10 protein-coding genes and 1 pseudogene are annotated in these 19,589 nt (G+C 70.1%); 7 read left to right on the forward strand and 4 right to left on the reverse strand.

Going from position 1 to position 19,589, the window contains the following annotated elements; translation table 11 throughout:
- Window positions 1-57: 57 nt before the first annotated feature.
- Window positions 58-1,260 carry a cytochrome P450 family protein gene (locus tag ACZ3TS_RS21715; protein ID WP_467620206.1) on the forward strand — a complete coding sequence of 401 codons (1,203 nt, stop codon included), beginning with the start codon at window positions 58-60 and terminating at the stop codon, window positions 1,258-1,260.
- Between the two features lie 411 nt (window positions 1,261-1,671).
- On the opposite strand, the gene ACZ3TS_RS21720 is transcribed toward ACZ3TS_RS21715, so the two are convergent.
- Together ACZ3TS_RS21720 and ACZ3TS_RS21725 are read right to left on the reverse strand one after the other, a co-directional pair.
- Window positions 1,672-2,097, reverse strand: coding sequence for an epoxide hydrolase N-terminal domain-containing protein (locus ACZ3TS_RS21720; RefSeq protein ID WP_467620208.1), 426 nt, complete (start codon window positions 2,095-2,097; stop codon window positions 1,672-1,674).
- Window positions 2,098-2,428: 331 nt separating this feature from the next.
- On the reverse strand, window positions 2,429-3,133 hold the full coding sequence (locus ACZ3TS_RS21725; protein WP_467620210.1) for a TetR/AcrR family transcriptional regulator: 705 nt from the start codon (window positions 3,131-3,133) through the stop codon (window positions 2,429-2,431).
- 176 nt (window positions 3,134-3,309) lie between these two features.
- On the opposite strand from ACZ3TS_RS21725, the gene ACZ3TS_RS21730 reads away from it, so the two are divergent.
- The 5 genes from ACZ3TS_RS21730 to ACZ3TS_RS21750 all read left to right on the forward strand — a co-directional run bounded on the left by ACZ3TS_RS21730 (window position 3,310) and on the right by ACZ3TS_RS21750 (window position 14,687).
- Window positions 3,310-8,040, forward strand: coding sequence for a cation-translocating P-type ATPase (locus ACZ3TS_RS21730; protein WP_467620213.1), 4,731 nt, complete (start codon window positions 3,310-3,312; stop codon window positions 8,038-8,040).
- Window positions 8,041-8,220: 180 nt separating this feature from the next.
- Window positions 8,221-9,558 (forward strand): esterase/lipase family protein, encoded by a 1,338-nt coding sequence (locus ACZ3TS_RS21735; protein WP_467620268.1) that lies wholly within the window; start codon window positions 8,221-8,223, stop codon window positions 9,556-9,558.
- Window positions 9,559-9,568: 10 nt separating this feature from the next.
- Window positions 9,569-10,594 (forward strand): alpha/beta fold hydrolase, encoded by a 1,026-nt coding sequence (locus tag ACZ3TS_RS21740; RefSeq protein ID WP_467620214.1) that lies wholly within the window; start codon window positions 9,569-9,571, stop codon window positions 10,592-10,594.
- Window positions 10,591-12,042 (forward strand): carboxylesterase/lipase family protein, encoded by a 1,452-nt coding sequence (locus ACZ3TS_RS21745; protein WP_467620216.1) that lies wholly within the window; start codon window positions 10,591-10,593, stop codon window positions 12,040-12,042. Before ACZ3TS_RS21740 ends, ACZ3TS_RS21745 begins: the two co-directional genes overlap by 4 nt.
- A gap of 224 nt (window positions 12,043-12,266) precedes the next feature.
- Entirely contained in the window at window positions 12,267-14,687 is a 2,421-nt protein-coding gene (locus ACZ3TS_RS21750; protein ID WP_467620217.1) for an endonuclease/exonuclease/phosphatase family protein, read from the forward strand.
- Window positions 14,688-14,924: 237 nt separating this feature from the next.
- Here ACZ3TS_RS21750 and ACZ3TS_RS21755 read toward each other — a convergent pair whose 3' ends face one another.
- Entirely contained in the window at window positions 14,925-16,340 is a 1,416-nt protein-coding gene (locus ACZ3TS_RS21755) for a hypothetical protein (RefSeq protein WP_467620220.1), read from the reverse strand.
- A 309-nt stretch (window positions 16,341-16,649) separates the two neighbouring features.
- A pseudogene (locus ACZ3TS_RS21760) lies at window positions 16,650-17,027 on the reverse strand (LysE family translocator); the annotation flags it as partial.
- Window positions 17,028-17,664: 637 nt separating this feature from the next.
- On the opposite strand from ACZ3TS_RS21760, the gene ACZ3TS_RS21765 reads away from it, so the two are divergent.
- Window positions 17,665-19,572, forward strand: a complete 1,908-nt coding sequence (locus tag ACZ3TS_RS21765; RefSeq protein ID WP_467620222.1) for an ATP-binding SpoIIE family protein phosphatase — start codon at window positions 17,665-17,667, stop codon at window positions 19,570-19,572.
- The last annotated feature ends 17 nt before the right edge of the window (window positions 19,573-19,589 follow it).

Below are 19,589 nucleotides of genomic sequence, written 5' to 3' on the forward strand. Positions count from 1 at the left end.
CGCCGAGACGCCGCCCACCGCTAGCGTCGGGGCGAACCGGGAGACAGGGGGCAGGCGATGGCGGCAGCCGAGGTGATCGATCTGGTGGCGATGGGCGAGGACTTCGTCCGCGATCCGTATCCGGTTTACGCGGCGCTGCGCGAGCGCGGACCCGTGCACAAGGTACGGATTCCGGAGGGTGCGGAGGCCTGGCTCGTCGTCGGGTACGAGGCCGGGCGGGCCGCGCTCGTGGATCCGCGATTGTCCAAGCAGTGGAAGAACGCTTCTCCCTCCTTTCCGATCCCCAGTCCGTCTGCGGGGCCACACATGCTCAACTCCGACCCGCCGGACCATGAGCGGCTGCGGAAGTTGGTCGTCCGCGAGTTCACTCCGCGCCGGATAGAGCAGCTCGCGCCGCGCGTGCGGCAGATCACCGACGAGTTGCTCGACGCGATGGTGGCGCTTCCGGAAGGGCGGGCCGAACTGGTCGAGGCACTCTCGTTTCCGCTGCCGATCTCGGTGATCTGCGAGTTGCTCGGCGTGCCGATGCTGGACAGGGCCGCGTTCCGCGCCTGGACCGCCACGATCCTCACCGACCCCGACCCGACGGCGCGGCTGGCCGCGACGGGTGAAGTGTCCACGTACCTCGCCGAGTTACTGGAACGCAAGCGCCTGGCCCCGGGCCAGGACCTGATGAGCGCCCTGATCCGCACCACGGACGAGGACGGCGACCGGCTGTCCGCGGACGAACTGCGCGGTACCGCCTGGCTGCTGCTGGTCGCGGGCCATGAGACGACGGTCAATCTGATCTCCAACGGCCTGCTGGCCCTGCTGACCCATCCCGACCAACTCACCGCACTGCGCGAGGACATGACGCTCATCGACAACGCGGTGGAGGAGATGCTGCGCTACGACGGGCCGGTGGAGACGCCGACGTTCAGGTTCACCACCGAGCCGGTCGAGATCGGCAGTACGGTCATCCCCGGCGGTGGTGAGTTGGTCCTCGTGGCCCTGGCGGACGCGAACCACGACCCGGCACGCTTCCCCGACCCGGGCCGCTTCGACATCCGGCGGCCCGCCCACGGCCATGTCGCCTTCGGTCACGGCATCCACTACTGCCTCGGCGCGCCGCTCGCCCGCATGGAGGCTCGAATCGCGATCCCTGCTCTGCTGGAGCGCTGCCCCGACCTCGCCCTCGACGCCCACCCGGCCGCCCTGACCTGGCGCCGCGGCATGCTCATCCGCGGCCCGCGTCAGCTGCCGGTCCGGTGGAAGTCCTGACCTTGTGCTTGTCGAACGCCTCATCCGTGCTGGTAAAGCCGCGTGCGTGTACTCGTGGAGGATGCCGCCGCATCGCGTGCGCCTGCGTACGTTGAGGTGCGCGATCGTGCCCGGATCTTCGATCGGAAGCGGCTGGATCTCGAACTCATGTAAGGCGTACAGGAGACAGCGCTGGTTCCAGATCAGCATGCGGTCCAGCATTTCTCGTCGGCGGCTGTCGCCGCTGTCTCCGCCCGGCAAGGAGACCGGAACCGTATGGGTTACTTCATCGACGCCGCCCGGGAACAGCGACCACACGGAGTGGATGTTGGGGTTGACGCAGCCGTGGTGTGGCGCGAGTCCTGTGCCAGGTGGGTGAGGAGGCCCGACCGCACAACGTCGGACGTGGAGTCGAACCCTCGCTTGCTGCCGCTACACGCCATGCGTAGTCACGTGCTTCGCTCCCGCTACGCCACCACGGGCCACGCGACCTGGAACGGCGCGGGCGTGTGGTGCCGGCCCCGGCTGGTCGGCGGGTGTCAGGTGAGGCGGTGGAGGGCGTCGGGGGTGAGGTCGGCGAGGGTGGGGTAGCCGTCGACGGCCGTGATCAAGTCCGTGCACGGGTGTTCCGTCGAGGTCGGCGAGGTGTGAGGGGAGGGCGTTGATGGCGGCCTCGTGGGCTCGCCTGTCGTAGCCGCCGGCCCAGTACGCAGCGAGGCGACGGAGTTCGGCCGTGTCAGTACCGGCCTCCCAGCCGTTGACCGGCCAGGGTTCGGCCCATCGCGTGCCCTCCAACCGGGTGCGAAGCTCGGCCAGTTCGGCGTCACTTACCGCGATCACGGGCGGGTTGCTCGGCATGGGGTTCTCCTTGGTGTGCTGAGGGTCTCGGCGTCACGGGAGTGGCGGTCTGGGCCAGTGCACGTGAGACCGGCGGCTCGAAGCGGGCGGCGCCGGCGAGGGTGACAGACCCGGCCATGAGGGCCGCGATGACGAGCAAGGCATGTGCGAGAGCGGTCTGGCCGACGAGGAGTCCGATCAGAGTAGGGCCGCCAGGTCCATCCGTGCGCGTATCTGCGGCAGTCGGGAAGCCCACGTCGCCCCGGCCAGTCCCAAGCCCGCGAAGACCGCGTACGTCGACCTCACTCCAGCCGCGATCTCTCGCAGGCGCGGGTCAAGGGCGGCAACCGCGTCACGTTTCCCATCCGGTGACCGTGGCGAGGGCCTGCACGATCGCCGCCCGCGTCGCCTCCTGCGGCTCCGGCTCCGTCGCGAGGAGCGCATGCATGATCAGCCCTTCGAGCAAGGCGTCCAGACGGCCGGCAATCTCCGGCCCGGTAAATCGGGCCAATATGGCCCGGCTGTCCCTGGTCCACTCCTGTGTGAGCACGCGCAGAGTGGGATTGCGCAGAGCAGCCAGGTGCAGTTCGAAGCCGAGGACCGCACTGCGGCGCCGGGACGGTCCCCCCTGCACAAGTTCCACCAGGACCTCAACCAAGTCCTCGCGCGTCTCCACCTCCGTGAAGAGGCCCTCGAACTCCGCAGTCCGTTGTCCGACGTACCAGGCGAACGCCTGTGCCTGAAGCTCGGCAAGGCTCGAAAAGTGGTAGGTGACCGACCCCAACGGCACGTCCGCACGTGCGGCGACCTTCCGGTGCGTGATGCCGGCAGCCCCGTCCGTTACGAGGACATCGAGAGCGGCGTCCAGGATGCGTGTCCTGCGTTCCGGGTCATGCCGACGAACCCGTCGCCCCTCGCCCCTCGCCCCTCGCCCCTCGCCCCTCGCCCCTCGCCCGCCACAGTGGCAGCGGACCGGTGCTCGTGCTCGCCATCGGCTGCCCCACTTCCTGCGGAGTCGCCAGAGACTCCCCAAAGTCCGGCCTCGCCATAAGAACAAAAGTACACAACTATAGAACAGATGTACTCATCCCACCCTGGCGTTATGACGGACACCGACACGAGCAGCGTCCACGCCCCGGGCTCCCGCAGGACGGTGCCGACGTGACGCGCCCATACTTGTCGGAAAGGGGTGCCGCCCCCTGGGGACGGCACCGTGCGCCTGGTGGAGGCCGTGTGATTCCAGCACTGCTTTCCGGGACCGTCCGGAGTGCCGCGGGGGCGGTGACCGCCGCGCCGGTAGCGCTCTCGGCGCTCGGACGGCTGCTGATGCCGCGGACGCGTCGCACATGGCAGGTCCCTGGCGGGGTGCAGATCGAGGTCGGGCACGTGGGACAGCCCGGGACGACACAGACGGCGCGCGAGCTGGAGGCCCGGCTGGGTGACGTGCCTGGAGTGGGCCGGGCGGAGGTGAACGGCACGCTCGGCTGCGTGTTCGTCGGCTGCGAACCTGCCGGAATCGACTCAGGCGCCCTCGTCCGCCTGGTTGCGGAAGCCGAGGTGGAGGCCGAGGCGGCCGCTCGGGAAGCGGCCCACGGGGAGGGTGCGGGCAAAGCGGCCGAAGCGGTTCGGATCCCGCGCGGTGTCGGATTCCCCGGTGGCCCCGAGGCGGAGGTCCGTGCCGCGATGCAGGTGGCCGGGAGTCTGGTGGCGTTCGGCGTGGCGGTGGCGGGGCGGATCGCCCGGATCCCCGGTCTGCCACCGGTCGTACCCGCCCTGGTCCAACTCACGGAGGCCACTCCCTGGCTGCGGGACGCCGCGGGCCGCAAGTTCGGTGCGGCGGCTGCCGAGACCGGCTGGGCGACGGCGAATCTGATCACCACGACGCTGACGTTCCGTCCGCTCGGCCCCGTCGTCTCCGGTCTCCTGGCCGCTGCGCGGTACACGGAGGCCAAGGCCCGCCGCCTGGCCTGGCAGGACTGGGCGTTGCGGCTGGGCGGGCGCGAGGGGGCATACCGCCACGACGCCGCACCTGCCCATGAGCGGCCGAAGCCGATGCCGCCAGGGCAGACCGGGCGGTACGCGAATGCGGCTGTCCCGGCGGCACTGGCGGGTTACGGCCTTACGGCGGCCGTGACCCGCAGCCATGACCGGGCGCTGGCCTTGATGATCGCAGGTACACCAAGAGGCGCCTGGTCCGGCCGTGAGGTCTTCGCCGCCACGGTGGGACAGGCCGCCTCCGGTCGGGGAGCTCTGGTGCTGCGCCCGGAGGCACTGCGCCGGCTCGACCGTATCGACACGGTCGTCCTCGACGCCCGCGTGCTGGCCACCGGTGCGTGGACGGTCGGCACGGTGGTGCCCCTGGCGCCGCCCGGCGAGCAGACGGGTGGCACGCCGAGCACGGATGGCGGCGGGGCGATGGGCGCCCCTCTCCGAGGACGGGCCCCAGGGCAGACGCCTGGCGGGACCGCGGTCGCCGGTGGGGACCTCGACGAGATCCACGCTGTGATCCACGAACTGATCGACGGCGCCGACCCGTCACAGCCGCAGGAACGCGGCGTGTGGGCGCTGCGGCCGCTTGCCGAGCACGACGACACGCAAGCGGCACTGAGCGGGGAGACAGCCGCTGTGGCCGGGGAGTGGGCGGAGCGGGGCGCGAAAGTGCTGTTCGTCATCCGGGAGGGCCGGCCCGTCGCAGTCGCGGGTGTGGTGCCCCAGTTGCACCCGTTTGCTGAGCATCTGGTGCAGGCGGCGCGCGACTGCGGCCGGGTGGTGCTCGCGGGTGGTCCGACCGGGCTGCACCGCCGCTTCGGACTGGACGAGGCCGTTCCCGTAGGCGGCGCCCGCACGGTCGCGCTGGTCCGCTCCCTCCAGGACGAGGGCCGCTGTGTCGCCGTGGTCGCGACCGGCGCCCGCCGCTCCCTGGCCCAGGCCGACCTGGGCATCGGGGTGACCGGTGGCCTGCGTCGGTTGCCGTGGGACGCCGATGTCGCCGCTCCGCCCGACGTCGCGCACCTGCTGCTGACCGCTCTTCCGGAAGCCCGCAGGCTGAGCCGGCTGTGCGTCCGCATGGAAGCGGTCGGTGCCCTTGTGGGTGCGACGGTGGCACTGGGCATTCCCCGGCGCGGCGCCTGGGCGCGTGCCCGCCTCGTGACCGACGGTACGGCCATCGCCGGGATCGGGGCCGCTGTCTGGGCGGGTTGGGCGCTGCGCAGCCGTCCGGTCCCCGCCGCCGTGGAGCCGACGCCCTGGCATGCCATGACCGTGCGTCAGGTCGTCGCGCGGCTCGGCACGTCGCCCCGGGGGCTCGACGACGCCGAGGCTGCACGGCGCCGCCGGTTCGACGGGCACGAGCGGCCGACCGGCGCCTTCAGCCTGGTCAGTAGGGTCGCGGAGGAGTTGGCCAATCCGCTCACGCCCGTCCTCGCGATCGGCGGCGGCATCTCGGCGATTCTGGGCTCCGTACTGGACGCGGTGCTCATCGGCGGGGTGCTCGGCGTCAACGCGCTCGTGGGCGGAGCCCAGCGGCTGGGCGCGGACCGCGCGGCCGAGCGGCTCGTCGAGGCGACGTCCGCCCGCGTACGGCTGCGCAGGGCGGGCCGGACCGACGCCGAGACACCCGCCGACCAACTGGTGCGCGGTGATGTCATCGAACTACGCGCCGGTGACACGGTCCCGGCCGACTGCCGGGTGCTCGAGGCGACGGGCCTGGAAGTGGACGAAGCCAGCCTCACCGGCGAGTCGCAGCTTGTGCTGAAGTCACCCGCCCCGACCGCGGCACAGGCGGTCGCGGACCGGCGTTCCATGCTGTACCAGGGCACGACGGTGGCGGCCGGCAGCGCTCTCGCCGTGGTCGTCGCCACCGGAACCGCCACCGAGGCCGGCAGCGCCGCCCAGGCCGCCCCGGCGGGCGGGCCCCCGGAAAGCGGCGTGGAACACCGCCTGAACACCCTGGGCCGCTGGTTCCTGCCCCTGTCCATCGCGTCAGGCGTCGCGCTGTTCCTCGTCGACCTCATCCGCAGGCGCTCCCTCGGCGCAGCCTTGGGCTCCGCGGTCAGCCTGTGCGTCGCCGCCGTACCCGAAGGACTGCCCTTCGTCGCCACCGTCGCGGAACTGGCCGCGGCCCGCCGGCTGTCCACCCGCAACACCCTGGTGCGCAGCGCCTCCACCATCGAGGCCCTGGGCCGCACCGATGTGCTGTGCTTCGACAAGACGGGCACGCTCACCGAGGGCAGGATCAGCCTCCAGCAGGTGTCCGACGGCCTCGAACGGCACCGGCTCGACGCGCTCACCCCGCGACTGCGCCGAGTCGTCGCCGCGGCGGCCCTCGCGGGTCCCGCCGGCCCGGCTTCGGCGCTCACCCATCCCACGGACCGTGCCATCGCCGCCGGGGCCGAAGAGGCCGGGGCCGCCCCGGTCCCGGTGGGGGCGGAAGCGGCGCACGGCTGGCAGCGGCTGGCGGAGCTGCCGTTCGAACCGGGGCGCGGATATCACGCCGTCCTCGGCCGGGCCGACGGACAGACGCGGCTGGTCGTCAAGGGCGCACCCGAGGTCGTCCTGCCCCGCTGCGAACGGGTCCGGCGGAACGACACCACCGTGCCGTTCACCGCGGGACTGCGGGACGCGGTCAACCAGGACATCGACCGCATGGCGCGGCGCGGCCTACGGGTGCTGGTGGTCGCCGAACGTACCTCGTCGTACCGGGTCGCTGACGCTCACCAGACCCTCGACGACGCGGAGGTCGAGGAACTGTGCCTGCTGGGCCTGCTCGGACTGGCGGACCCGGTGCGGGCCACCGCCGCCGAGAGCGTCCGCCGTCTGGTCCGGGCCGGAGTGCGGGTCGTCATGCTCACCGGAGACCACCCCAGCACCGCTGCCGCGATCGCCGGTGAGCTACAGCCGGACGAGGGGCTGCGGATGATGACCGGGGTGGAACTGGACGCGCTCGACGACGCCGACCTCGCCGAGGCGTTGCCGCATATCTCGGTCTTCGCCCGGGTCACCCCCGCCCACAAGGTGCGCATCGTCGCCGCGCTGCGCTCGGCCGGCCGGGTCGTGGCCGTGACCGGCGACGGCGCCAACGACGCACCCGCCATCCGGCTCGCCGACGTCGGCATCGCCATCGGCTCCCAAGCGACTCCCGCAGCGCGCACCGCCGCCGACATGGTCGTCACCGACGACCGCATCGAGACCATCGTCGACGCCATCGTGGAAGGCCGGGCCATGTGGTCGTCCGTCCGCAAGGCGCTGGGCATCCTGCTCGGCGGCAACCTCGGGGAGATCGCGTTCGTCCTGGCGACGACCCTGCTCACCGGACGGAGCGCGCTCAACGCACGCCAACTGCTGCTCGTCAATCTGCTCACGGACATGCTGCCGGCCATGGCCATCGCCGCCCGCCCTCCGGCAGGCAGAGCCGAGCACCTGCTCGCGGAAGGCCCCGAGGCCTCCCTGGGCACTGCCCTCACCCGGCACATCCGCCTGCGCGCCACCCTCACCGCGCTCGCCGCGGGCAGCGCATGGGCCGTCGCCCGGGCGACCGGAACCCGGGCCCGGGCCGACACCGTCTCCCTGGTCGCCCTCATCGCCTCCCAGCTCATGCAGACCCTCGCCGACGCGGGCCGCGATCCGGTGGTCGCCCTCGCCGCCGTGGGATCCCTCGCAGCCCTCGGCCTGGTGGTCGCCGTCCCCGGCCTCAGCCACTTCTTCGGCAGCCGGCCCCTCGGCCCGGCGGGCTGGACCATCGCCCTCACCGCAGCAGTCGCCCCCGTCCTGCTGCCCGCCGCCTGGCGGCTCCTCACCGCTCAGGGGCGCTCCGCACGGCCCGGTCACGCCGGTGTTCGGCGCGCCCGGGGGCGCGGCTTCCTGGTGCCGGCCACTCTCCACGGTGGCCGTGTGGGCGGGATGCCGAGGACAGCGTCAGCGGACGGTTCTCCCGACGGACAGCCCCGACCGATCGAGGAACCTTGACCAGCTTCAGCGTGAGGGCGCTCGCCTTCGGCGTCGTCTTCCTCGCCGAGTTCCCGGACAAGACCGCGGTCGCGTGCTTCGTCTGTCGGGCAGAGAGCCGGACAGCAGGCCGCCGCCCCATACGGCCTGCCTCCGTTGTGGGGCCCGCACACATGCCCTCCCCTGCACCCCTTGCCTAACGTGTGCGCCGAGCGGGACAACGTCGTGAAGACACGGACGGGGGACCCCCAGGACATGCGGTACGGGCGAATCCGTGAAGGCTGGTGGCGGCTGCCGGTCGCCCTCCTGATGGCGGTGGTGGCCGGGCTGCCGGCCACCGCCGCGTCCGCGGCCGGGCCGCCCTCCTATCTCTCCCTCGAGGCGAGCTACGGGGCCGGGGCCGTCACCAACGGCTGGCAGCGCGTGGAGCGTTATCTCGACACCACCACCGGATTCCGCACCGAGGAATACCCGCCGGACGGCCGCGGCGACCAGGACGGACAGCGCGTGACGTACTTCGGCGGCGTCTCCCGCCCCTACTCCGGCCGCTTCCTGCTCTACTCGGCCCCCGGCTGGAACACCGGCAGCCGCACCACGCCGGTCCTGCTCGTCCACGGCGCCAACGACACCGCGGATCGCGCCTGGGCCGATCCGGGTGAGGCGGGCGGCTACGGCTGCGGCGCCATGTCCTGCCCGTCCACCGGGCTGATGCAGTACCTGTCCGGACGCGGCTACCGCGTCTTCGCCGTCGGCTTCGCGCACAAGCAGGGCGACAACCTGATGCAGGCGCAGATCGTCGGCGACGCGATCGCCGTCATCAAGGCGAAGCTCGGCGTCGGCACGGTGGACCTCGTCGGCTGGAGCAAGGGCGAGATGTCGACCCGTGCGTACGTGTCGTCCCTCAAGCCGAGTTGGGGACGGTCGTACGCCGGTGACGTACGCAAGCTCATCACCGTCGGCGGCCCGAACGGCGGCTACGACTACCCGTACGCCCACGGCTGGGCGCACGACTTCTCCATCTGGCCCGAGTGCGGAGGGAACGTCAACGCCCCTTCCCCGCATTCGCACATGACGTGCTACGGCCAGTACACCGCGCACCCCGAGTTCTCGATGACCCCCTCCGGCGGCTACGACGACTACCCCGGCCAGCGTCAGATGCTGGCCCGCTGGGACGGGGAGTACGGAGTCGACAGCGCCGCCCAGGACTGGTACACGACGTACTACGGCGGCCAGGGCTTCTACACCGCGGGCAGCGGCATCCAGGCCGCCATCGACGCCGGCTCACTGATCACGCCGCTGCACAACGCCGGAGTGCCCGCCTCCGTCACCACCTACCTGCTGGCCGGCGGATCCCCGGACGTGCCTGGCATCTTCAACGAGAACCGCGGGCCCAGCGACGGTGTCGTCTTCATCGCCAGCGCGCTCGACACCACCGGCATCCCCACGGTCGGCGGCACGGCCACCATCGCCGGCGCCAACCACCTCGAGCTGGGATGGAACAGCGCAGCCTCCGCCCAGATCGCCACCTGGCTCTCGTAAAGGACCGCACATGACCACGATCCGCACCCGCCGCGTGCCCACCGACCGTCTCACCGTCCAGATCACCGACGTCCGGGACGAGGGCGAACCGGTCGTCCTCGTCCACGGCAACGTCTCCTCCTCCGCCTTCTGGCGCACCACGCTGTCCCTCCTTCCGGACCGGTACCGCCCCATCGCACCGGACCTGCGCGGCTTCGGCGGCACCGACCCGCTGCCCATCGACGCGACGCGCGGCCTGCGCGACCACGCCGACGATCTCGCCGCACTGCTGGCGGCCCTCGGCATCGACCGGGCACACCTGGTGGGCTGGTCGATGGGCGGCGGCGTGATCATGCAGTACCTCTGCGACCATCCGTCCGCGGTGCGCTCCCTGACCCTGGTCAACCCGGTCTCCCCGTACGGCTTCGGCGGTACGCACGGAGAGGACGGAACCCTCAACTCCGAAGACGGGGCGGGCTCGGGCGGCGGCACGGCCAACCCGGATTTCGTGGCGCGGCTCGCCAAGGGCGATCGAGGCGAGGACTCCCCGCTCTCGCCCCGCTCGGTCCTGGCCAACTGCTACGTCAAGCCGCCCCTGCGCCCCGAGTACGAGGACGAGTACGTCGAGTCCATGCTCACCACGCGTACCGGCGACGACCACTACCCGGGCGACAGCGTGGCGTCCCCCGCCTGGCCGGGCGTCGCACCCGGCACCCATGGGGTCCTCAACTGCCTTTCCCCCCTCCGTTTCCGCATCGACGAGCTGCATCTGATCGACCCCAAGCCACCGCTGCTGTGGATACGCGGCGAGGACGACGTGATCGTCTCGGACACCTCGATGTTCGACCTGGCACACCTGGGCTCGATCGGCGCGGTGCCGGGCTGGGACGGGACCCCCGCCCAGCCGATGGTGGCGCAGACACGCCACGTTCTTGACCTCTACGCAGCGGCGGGCGGCACGGTACGGGAGATCGCCGTGCCCGGCGCCGGACACGCCGTGCACCTGGAACGCCCCGAGGAGTTCGGCGCGGCGTTGCTGGGGATCCTGTCCGCATGACCGTGTGCACCACTCATCAGGGTGCCGTCCGCGGCAGGCGCTCCCCGGACGGCGTGGCGTCCTTTCTCGGCATCCCCTACGCCGCCCCGCCCGTCGGTCCGCGTCGCTTCCGCGCGCCGTGCCCCCCGCAGTCATGGACGGGCACACGCGACGCCACGGCCTACGGCCCGACCGCGCCCCACGCGCCCTACGCCCCGCCCTTCGACGTCCTCATCCCGGAGGACGACATCCCCGGCGAGGATTGCCTGAACCTCAACATCTGGACCCCCGCCCCGGAGCCGGGGGCGGGCCTGCCGGTGATGGTGTGGCTGCACGGCGGGGCGTTCTCCAACGGCTCCGGCTCGGCATCGGCGTACGACGGCGGCGCCTTCGCCCGCGACGGGGTCGTCTGCGTCACCCTCAACTACCGCCTGGGCGCGGACGGTTTCCTCCACCTTCCCGATCTCCCCGACAACCGCGGCCTCCTGGACCAGCTGGCAGCCCTGCGCTGGATCCGCGCCAACATCGCCTCCTTCGGCGGCGACCCGGATCAGGTGACGGTCTTCGGCGAGTCGGCGGGCGCGATGAGCATCGGCGTACTGCTGGCCACGGGCGAGGCACGCGGCCTGTTCCGCCGGGCGATCCTGCAGAGCGGTGCCTGCCACCACTTCCTGCGCCCCGCCTCGGCGGCCCTGATCGCGGCCCGCCTGGCCGCGAAGCTCGGCATCGAACCGACCCCGCAGGCCTTCGCCGCGGTTCCGCTCCACCACCTCCTGCCCGCCCAGAGCGAACTGCGCGCAGAGGTGGGCGCCCGTCCGGACCCGGCCCTGTGGGGCGAGGCGGCGCTCAACATGATGCCGTTCGAACCGGTGACAGCAGGTCTGCTTCTTCCCGGGCCCGACTGCGGCGTCGACCTCCTGATCGGCAGCAACCGCGAGGAGTACCGCCTCTTCCTGGTCCCCACGGAGCGCCTGAACACCTTCCCCGCATCGCGGCTGCGTGCCATGGCGGCCGCCTACGGCCTGGATCCGGACAAGGCACTCCCCCTGTACCACGCAACCCGCCCCGGCGCCGGCCCGGGCGAGCTTCTGGAGGCGGTGGCGACGGACTGGTTCTACCGGATTCCCGCCATCCGTCTGGCCGAGTCCGTCCCTGGCTCGTACCTGTACGAATTCGCCTGGCGCTCCCCACGGTTCGCCGGCCGCCTCGGCGCCTGCCACGCCCTGGAACTGGCCTTCGTCTTCGACCGCCTCCACGACCCGTCGTACACCCCGATGCTCGGCACCCACCCACCCCAGGCTCTCGCGGACGCGATGCACGGAGCATGGGTCTCCTTCGCGAAGACCGGCAACCCCGGCTGGCCCGCGTACGACACGACCACCCGCACGACGAAGGTCTTCGCCGAAGAGCCCGCTCTGGAGGACGACCCGCGGCAAGGGGAGCGCCTGCTCTGGGAGGGCGCGCGCTAGCACCGGAGCAGCAGCGCCGCCAAGCGGCCGTCCGTGGGTCCGAGGTCGGACCGAATCATCGAGACGACGGCGAACGGGCGGCGAACGTTTGCCGCCGAGTCGGCTGAACTTCTTGTACGACACGGGTCTACGCGCGTATTTTTACGGCGACTTGAAAGCTCCACATACCCCCCACATCTCAGCCGCGCCTCTGACACAACTGCTCCCGCGAGAAAGAGTCTCACGTGACACGCATACCCCCGGCCCTGCGCGGCCGAGGTGCCAAGGCCCTCCTCGTAGCGCTTCCCGTCGGTCTCACCGGGTCGCTCGTCGCGCTCCCCTTCACCGCCCAGGCGGCACCGTCGTCGGACGCCGCCATCTCCGAGGTGTACGGCGGCGGTGGCAACTCCGGCGCCTCCTACACGAACGACTTCATCGAGTTGGGCAACGCCGCCACCGCCCCCTTCGATCTCAGCGGATGGTCGGTGCAGTACCTGCCCGGTTCGCCCAGCGCCGCCAGCAAGTGGCAAGTCACCCCGCTCACGGGCGCCGTCCCCGCGGGCGGCACCTACCTGATCCAGGAGGCCAAGGGGTCCGGCGGTGACACCGTCCTGCCGACGCCCGACGCCACCGGCACGATCCCCATGTCGGCGACCAGCGGCACCGTGGCGCTGGTCCACTCGACGACCCCGCTCACCTGCCTGACCGCAGCCGACTGCGCGGCGGACGGCACCATCGAGGACCTGGTCGGCTTCGGCACCGCCGTGGTCCGTGAGGGCTCTCCCGCCACGGGTGCCGGCAACACCACCTCCGTCTCGCGCGATGCCGCGTTCGCCGACACCGACGACAACTCGGCCGACTTCACCGGTTCCGCGCCGAGCCCGCGCAACAGCACAGGGGGCGGCGCCGGCGATCCGTCGCCCACCCCCACCCCTTCGCCCACCCCCACCCCTGGCAGCCTCCGCATCCACGACATCCAGGGCACCGGCCGGATCTCCCCTCAGAACGGCAAGACCGTCACCAACGTGCCCGGCCTGGTGACCGGTGTGCGCAGCACCGGCTCGAAGGGCTACTGGATCCAGGACCCCGAACCGGACGCGAACCCGGCCACCAGCGAGGGCGTCTTCGTCTACACGGGCTCCGCCACGCCCCTGGTCAAGGTAGGCGACTCGGTGCTCGTCTCGGGCAAGGTGAGCGAGTACTACCCCGGTGGCAAGAGCAGCGGCACGCAGTCCGTCACCGAACTGACCGGCCCGACGGCCGCCGTACTGTCCTCGGGCAACAAGCTGCCCGAGGCCGAGGTCATCGAGTCCGCGACGCTGCCCGACGCCTATGCGCCGCAGGCACAGGGGGCGAGCATCGAGTCCTTGGAACTGCAGCCCGGCACCTATGCGCTGGACTGGCTGGAAGCCCATGAGGGCATGCTGGCGCAGATCGGCGACTCGCGCGTGGTGGGCGCCACCAACGCCTACAACGAGACATGGATCACCACCAAGCCCGACCAGAACCCGACTCCCCGCGGTGGCACCATCATCACCGGTTACGACAACCCCAACTCCGGGCGGCTCCTGGTCACCTCACTTACGGGCGACCAGCTCAAGGCCGACGTGGGCGACACCCTGTCCGGCACCACAGCGGGCCCCGTGGACTACTCCGACTACGGCGGCTACAACATCCAGGCGACCACTCTCGGAAAGGTCCAGCCGGGCGGGCTCACGCCCGACGTGGCCGAGAAGGGCAAGTCCAACGAGCTCTCCGTGGCCACGTACAACGTCGAGAACCTCGACCCGACCGACCCGCAGAGCAAGTTCGACCGGCTGGCCGAAGGGATCGTCACGAACCTGGCGACCCCGGACATCGTGAGCCTGGAGGAGATCCAGGACGACAACGGCCCCGAGGACGACGGTACGGTCACGGCCGACAAGACCATCGCCCAGTTCATCGACGCCATCAAGGCGGCCGGCGGCCCGTCGTACGACTGGCGCGCCATCGATCCGGTCAACGACTCCGACGGCGGCGAGCCCGGTGGCAACATCCGCAGCGTCTTCCTCTTCAACCCGCAGCGTGTCACCTTCGTGGACCGGCCGGGCGGCGACTCCACCACGGCCGTCGAAGCCGTCAGCGACGGGAAGAAGGGCGTACGGCTTTCGGTCTCCCCGGGCCGGATCGACCCCGCCTCGGACGCCTGGGCGAGCAGCCGCAAGCCGTTGGTCGGTGAGTTCACCTTCCGCGGCAAGCAGGTCTTCGTCGTCGGCAACCACTTCAACTCCAAGGGTGGCGACCAGCCGGTGCACGGCGCATTCCAGCCGCCGACGCTCGGCTCCGAGACCCAGCGCACGGCCCAGGCGAAGGAAGTCAACACCTTCGTCTCCGGCCTTCTCGCCAAGGACCCGAAGGCCAAGGTCGTCGTCCTCGGCGACCTGAACGACTACCAGTTCTCCAAGCCGCTCGCCACGTTGACCTCGGGTGGCGTCCTCACGGACCTGATCAACACCCTGCCGCTGGACGAGCGCTACAGCTACGTCTACGACGGCAACTCCCAGACCCTGGACCACATCCTGGTCTCTCCCGCCATCAAGAAGCCCGGGTACCAGGTCGTCCATATCAATGCCGAGTTCTCCGACCAGTCGAGCGACCACGACCCTCAGGTGGTCCACTTCAAGTAGGCGGTGCTCTGCGTCCTTCCCCGTCCGGACCTGATGTGGCGTGCACGCGACCGCGTGCACGCCACACGCGTCCTGCGGCCTCCCGAACACCCGGATCGCCTGCACATAAGCAGGGCCCGCCGACAGCATCACCGGGAACTACCCGCCCGCCTTCACACGGGACGACGGCCTGCCGCCGCATTCCGAGCCGACAGAGGGTGCCGACCGCCCTGGCCGGCACCCGCCTGACGAACGGCGTCAGCGGCGCCAGATCACGGCAGAGGTGTTGTTCGCGTCGAGGATCACATCGCCGCTCCAGGTCAGGAACGACTGCTGGGGACGGTAGTCCTGACCGAGGAAGAAGCCCCGGTTGATGCCTGTGACGTGCACAGTGGCGCCCGTGTCGGTGCCGACCACCACACGATGAACGCTCACCTCGGCGACGTCGTCGGCCTTGGTGCCTGCCGGCAGCTCGACCGTCGTGGCCGCCGGGAGGTCACGACTGATCGACCAGGTCGGATCGACGTGGTGGGACAGGTAGACGGTCTGGCCGGAGACGAGGCGCACACCGAGGGAGACTCCGACCCAGGACGAACCCGTGTTGGCGGGCTGAGTGGTCTTCTTGACGACGGCGTACAGGTAGTTGCGCTGGTCGCTCATTTCCGGCGTGAACGGCGTGGACGCCGAAGGAGCCTCGACCTTGTGCTCGCGGAGCATCTCCTTGGCCATGATCTCGTAGGTCCAGGGGTTGGTGTCCATGAGGTACTCGCGAGGCTGATCGGCCGGCAGCGTCTGCAGAGTCGACAGGAAGAAACGCATCGGGTCGTCCACGACGTCGCACATGTTGTTGTTCGACGTGCAGGTCTCCAGCAGGGCGTGATCACCCTCGTACTTGCCACTGAAGTGCAGCGTCGCATGGTTGGGGGCCTGGTAGGTGTCGCTGCCCGCAACCCGGTTGCCATGTTCGTCGACCTCGACCGAGTAGATCCACTCGATGTCGGTCGTGCGACCCCAACGAGCCATGAGCGCGGGGGTGTTCGTCCCGCCGTCCTCGTTGCTCCAGATCACCGAGTAGGTGAGGATCCGGTGGCCGGGAGTGGCCGCCGGCGCGATCTCGTGCCAGGCGATGAGCGGCGTGTCAGTGGTCGCGTTCTGGTATGGGCTGCCGAGGTCGGCGAGGCTGCGCCCGTAAACGACCGGGGCGTAGCGCAGCACCAGATACTCGGGGCTGTCCGGCGCGTAGGTCGTGACCTTCAGCGAGTCGACGAGGGCGGAGGTGGCGGCCGCCGAAGAGCTCTCGTCGGAGAAATGCAGACGCAGCATGTGCACGCCCGCTGTGAGGTGGCCGAGTGCGAGCTGCCGATGAAGGGGCTGCCCGCCGGAGACGACAAGGTCGGTGGCGTAGTGGCCGTCGACCGAGATGGACACGACCGCGGACTCGGCACCCGCCAAGGCCCAGTCGGTGCCCGGTGCCGCGGCGTTCAGGTCGATGACAGCCTCGCCTGACTTCGAAACGACGACCGGCACCCGCACATCCGGGTGATCCCGGCGAACCTCCATGTGTCTCGAGTGGGGGTCCTTGCTCGACAGCGTGTCTGCCGTGGCCGGCGCGGCCAGTCCCGCCAGGGCCATGAACGCGACGACCGGCGCGGTCATCAGTTGGACAACTCGCATCAGATTTCCTTGATCGCAGGGAATCCCTCGCGGGCGGGCAGGGCGGCGCGGTGCGGCCGTGCACCGTGGCCCGCAAGCGACACTGGTCAACGGCAGGTCTAGCGGCCGCGATTGACCGGACGACGAAAATCTGGGGTCAATTCGCCGAAGCGCTCACAAGTTCGCCGGTGGTCGTTCCGCCGGCCGAGCTGGACGATTGGAAGCCACAAGCGGCAGAACCTTGAAAGCCACACCCGACGCCCCTGGGTGGAAGAACCGTACGAGGGGCAGGAGCGGGGCGCCGCGCCGCGGCTCCATGGGTGCTCCGGTTCAGGTCTGGGAGGTGGCCACGTTGACGCCGAACCCGATCAGGACGACACCTGTGATGCGGTCCATGGTGCGCCGTACGGCGGGCTTCTCGAAGAAGGCTCGGGCCTTGGCCAGCACCAGCACGTAGCTGCCGAGCCAGACGAGCGTCAGGGCCGTGTGGATGAGTACCAGCAGAGCCATCCCACTGTGCGGCGAGAAACCGGACGGCGCGAGCGTGGGCAGCAAGCCCGTGTAGAAGACTGCGATCTTCGGATTGAACACGTTGCTGATCAGTCCCGTACGCCACGGGTTGCCGGACGGGGACGGGGCGCTCACCCCCGTCGCCGTCCGGAGCGGGGCCCCGGGTAGGGCTCCGGCACCTGATCGCGCCCCGAAAAGGCGAAGTCCACTTCTTCATGGTCTTTGGATCAGCAGACGACATGGTGCAGGAGCTCGAGTGGGCGCCGAGATGCGTGTGTGGCGCATGATGACGATGAATCGCGAGGAACAGGTGTCGATGATGAACAGTGCAGCCCGCAGATCCGGCGCCGACCGCACCCGCCAGTCCCGCGGCACTCGCCCCTATGGCGCGTCCACACTCGCAGGACGGGCCCGGCAGACCGGCCGTGAAGGGCGACGAGATCCCTGCCGCTACCTTTCGGGCCCGATAAGCACACAGGAATCGGAGCAGGTCGGGGCAGCGGAAGTAAAATAGGGCCAGCATCAGCGCCACGGCAGTTGGGCGGCGAGATTGATGGAACGGTATGGGCCCACACCGCCGGATTGGAATCGTCTCCCCACCGCAACGTGGGACAGAGAGCAGCTGCTGGTTTCGGCGGCCGAGAACGTTGTTCGCGATTTGGGCGCGTCCGCCGCGACGGTCTTTCTGAAAGTGCCCGGCACTCCAGATCTCCATGCTGCGGTCGTGGCGGTGACCGCCATGGGAGTGGGAGCCCCCGAACGCGTACCGCTGGATGACAACAGCTACTCGTCGTCACGGGCATGGCAGGCGGGCCGTGTAGAGACCGTGCGTCATATGGAAATCACGGCAGGTCACCCGAACCTGGCAGTCTTCGCTCCCTTCCCGCTGGACGCCGCGGCCGCACCGCTCTTCTCCCCGACCCGTCGCTTCGGGACGCTCACGGCTTTCTGGCTGCGCGTCGGCGACGAGATCCCTGAGCTGCAACGGGAGCGACTGGCCACCGCGGCCTCGTTCCTGGCCCGCGACCTGGACCGGTTGGCCGATCATGGGACATCGATGGCTCCACCTCGGGTGCCGCACGTGGTCGCCGTGGAAGGCGAGGGTGCGGGAGCCGAAAACATGACCCCATCAACCGTTCCGCTGATCTACCACCTGCACAAACTCGCCACGCTCCTGACGACGACGGTCCGCACCCGGGATGCCGTGGAGCTTTCCATGGACCGTGTCATGGAGGGATTCCAGGCCCAGGCCGCCGTCGTCAGCCTGGTCGATGGAGATCGGCTTCGCGTAGCAGATGCAGCAGGCTGTGCAAGGGAATTCGTACGCACCTTGAACGGCTCCCTGCTCGCGCAGCGCATGCCCGAGACGGAGACGGTCGACCGGCAGCAGCAGATCCTGTACGTCCCTGCGGATCCACACACAGCCGGCCGGTTGCCCGAGCCGCTGTCGGACCAGGAGTACTTCTGGATGATCCAGCCGCTGCTCGCCGGTCGGAGAGCGGTGGGCGCCCTGTCGATGGCGTTCGGCGTCGAGCGCAGGGACATCGTCGCCGAGCGGGGAACGCTGACAGCGCTGTCGACGGCAGTTGGTCAAGCGGTGGAACGAACCCAGATGCAGGATGTTCAGCATGCGCTGGCCGATGACCTGCAGCACGCGCTGCTGCCAGCCGTATTGCCCCAGCCGGCCGGAGTGGTGAGCACCAGCAGGTACGCGTCGGCGACCAGCGGGATCGAACTCGGGGGAGACTGGTATGACCTCATCAGACTTCCCGAGGGCCAGGTCGTGATGGTGATCGGGGACGTCCAAGGCCACAACACGGCCGCCGCCGTGGTGATGGGCGAGCTACGCAGCGGGGTGCGCGCCTACGCGACCGAAGGACATGACCCTGGAGTCGTGCTCTCCCGGGCGAACCAGCTCTTGATCGGCCTGGAGACCGACCTCTTCGCCACGTGTTGCTGCGCCTGGCTTGATCCGGACACCGGAAGGATGCAGATGGCCACAGCTGGGCATCCACCACCTCTGATGCGCACCGCTGACGGCCGCATGCCACCCGTCTCCCTCGACACAGGCATACCTCTCGGCATCGACCCGGAGACGACCTTCGAGGTGACGGACCTGCAACTCCAGCCAGGCACGTTGCTCGCCTTCTACACGGACGGTCTGGCCGGTCTCGGAGGCGATGTGGACCCCAGGGTGCTGCGCGCGGCCTTCGACCACCCCGGGAATCTTGAGTCTGTCGGCGACCAACTCATCAGGGGCTTCAGCGAGTCGCCCCTACGGTGCGCCGATGACGCCGCCTTGCTCCTAGTCGTCTACGAAGGACCCTCGGCTGAAGCCCAGCGCAATGTGCGTCAGTTGAGAATCCACCGGCGCGATCTGCAAGGAGCGCAGCGGACGCGCAGACTTCTGCGGCAGTGGTTGGCGGGGTGGGAGCTGTCCGCCATAGCCGATGAGGAGGAACTACTGGTGTCGGAGATCGTCACCAACGGCTTGGTCCACGGTGACAGCGACGTGTACGTCTACGTCCGAAAGTATCCCGAACACATACGCGTAGAGGTCCGGGACAGCGATCCGCATCCCGCGCAGGCCGTGACGGTCCCCCGCGAAGAGGACCAGGCCGAGGGCGGGCGAGGACTGGTCATCGTCTCCGCGCTGGCTTCAGCATGGGGCAATTCACCGAGCGGACGAGGGAAAACCGTGTGGTTCGAATTGCCGACACCGGATACCACCCAACTCACGTAGTTGGGCCGCCGCCTCGT

Source organism: Streptomyces sp. NPDC022910, assembly GCF_055561075.1.

What these genes read in the sequence shown, in the direction of transcription:
- ACZ3TS_RS21715 (WP_467620206.1), top strand. Translation starts at nt 58, where the DNA reads ATGGCGGCAGCCGAGGTGATCGATCTGGTGGCGATGGGCGAGGACTTC.
- ACZ3TS_RS21720 (WP_467620208.1), bottom strand. Translation starts at nt 2,097, where the DNA reads ATGCCGAGCAACCCGCCCGTGATCGCGGTAAGTGACGCCGAACTGGCC.
- ACZ3TS_RS21740 (WP_467620214.1), top strand. Translation starts at nt 9,569, where the DNA reads ATGACCACGATCCGCACCCGCCGCGTGCCCACCGACCGTCTCACCGTC.
- ACZ3TS_RS21745 (WP_467620216.1), top strand. Translation starts at nt 10,591, where the DNA reads ATGACCGTGTGCACCACTCATCAGGGTGCCGTCCGCGGCAGGCGCTCC.
- ACZ3TS_RS21755 (WP_467620220.1), bottom strand. Translation starts at nt 16,340, where the DNA reads ATGCGAGTTGTCCAACTGATGACCGCGCCGGTCGTCGCGTTCATGGCC.
- ACZ3TS_RS21765 (WP_467620222.1), top strand. Translation starts at nt 17,665, where the DNA reads ATGGAAATCACGGCAGGTCACCCGAACCTGGCAGTCTTCGCTCCCTTC.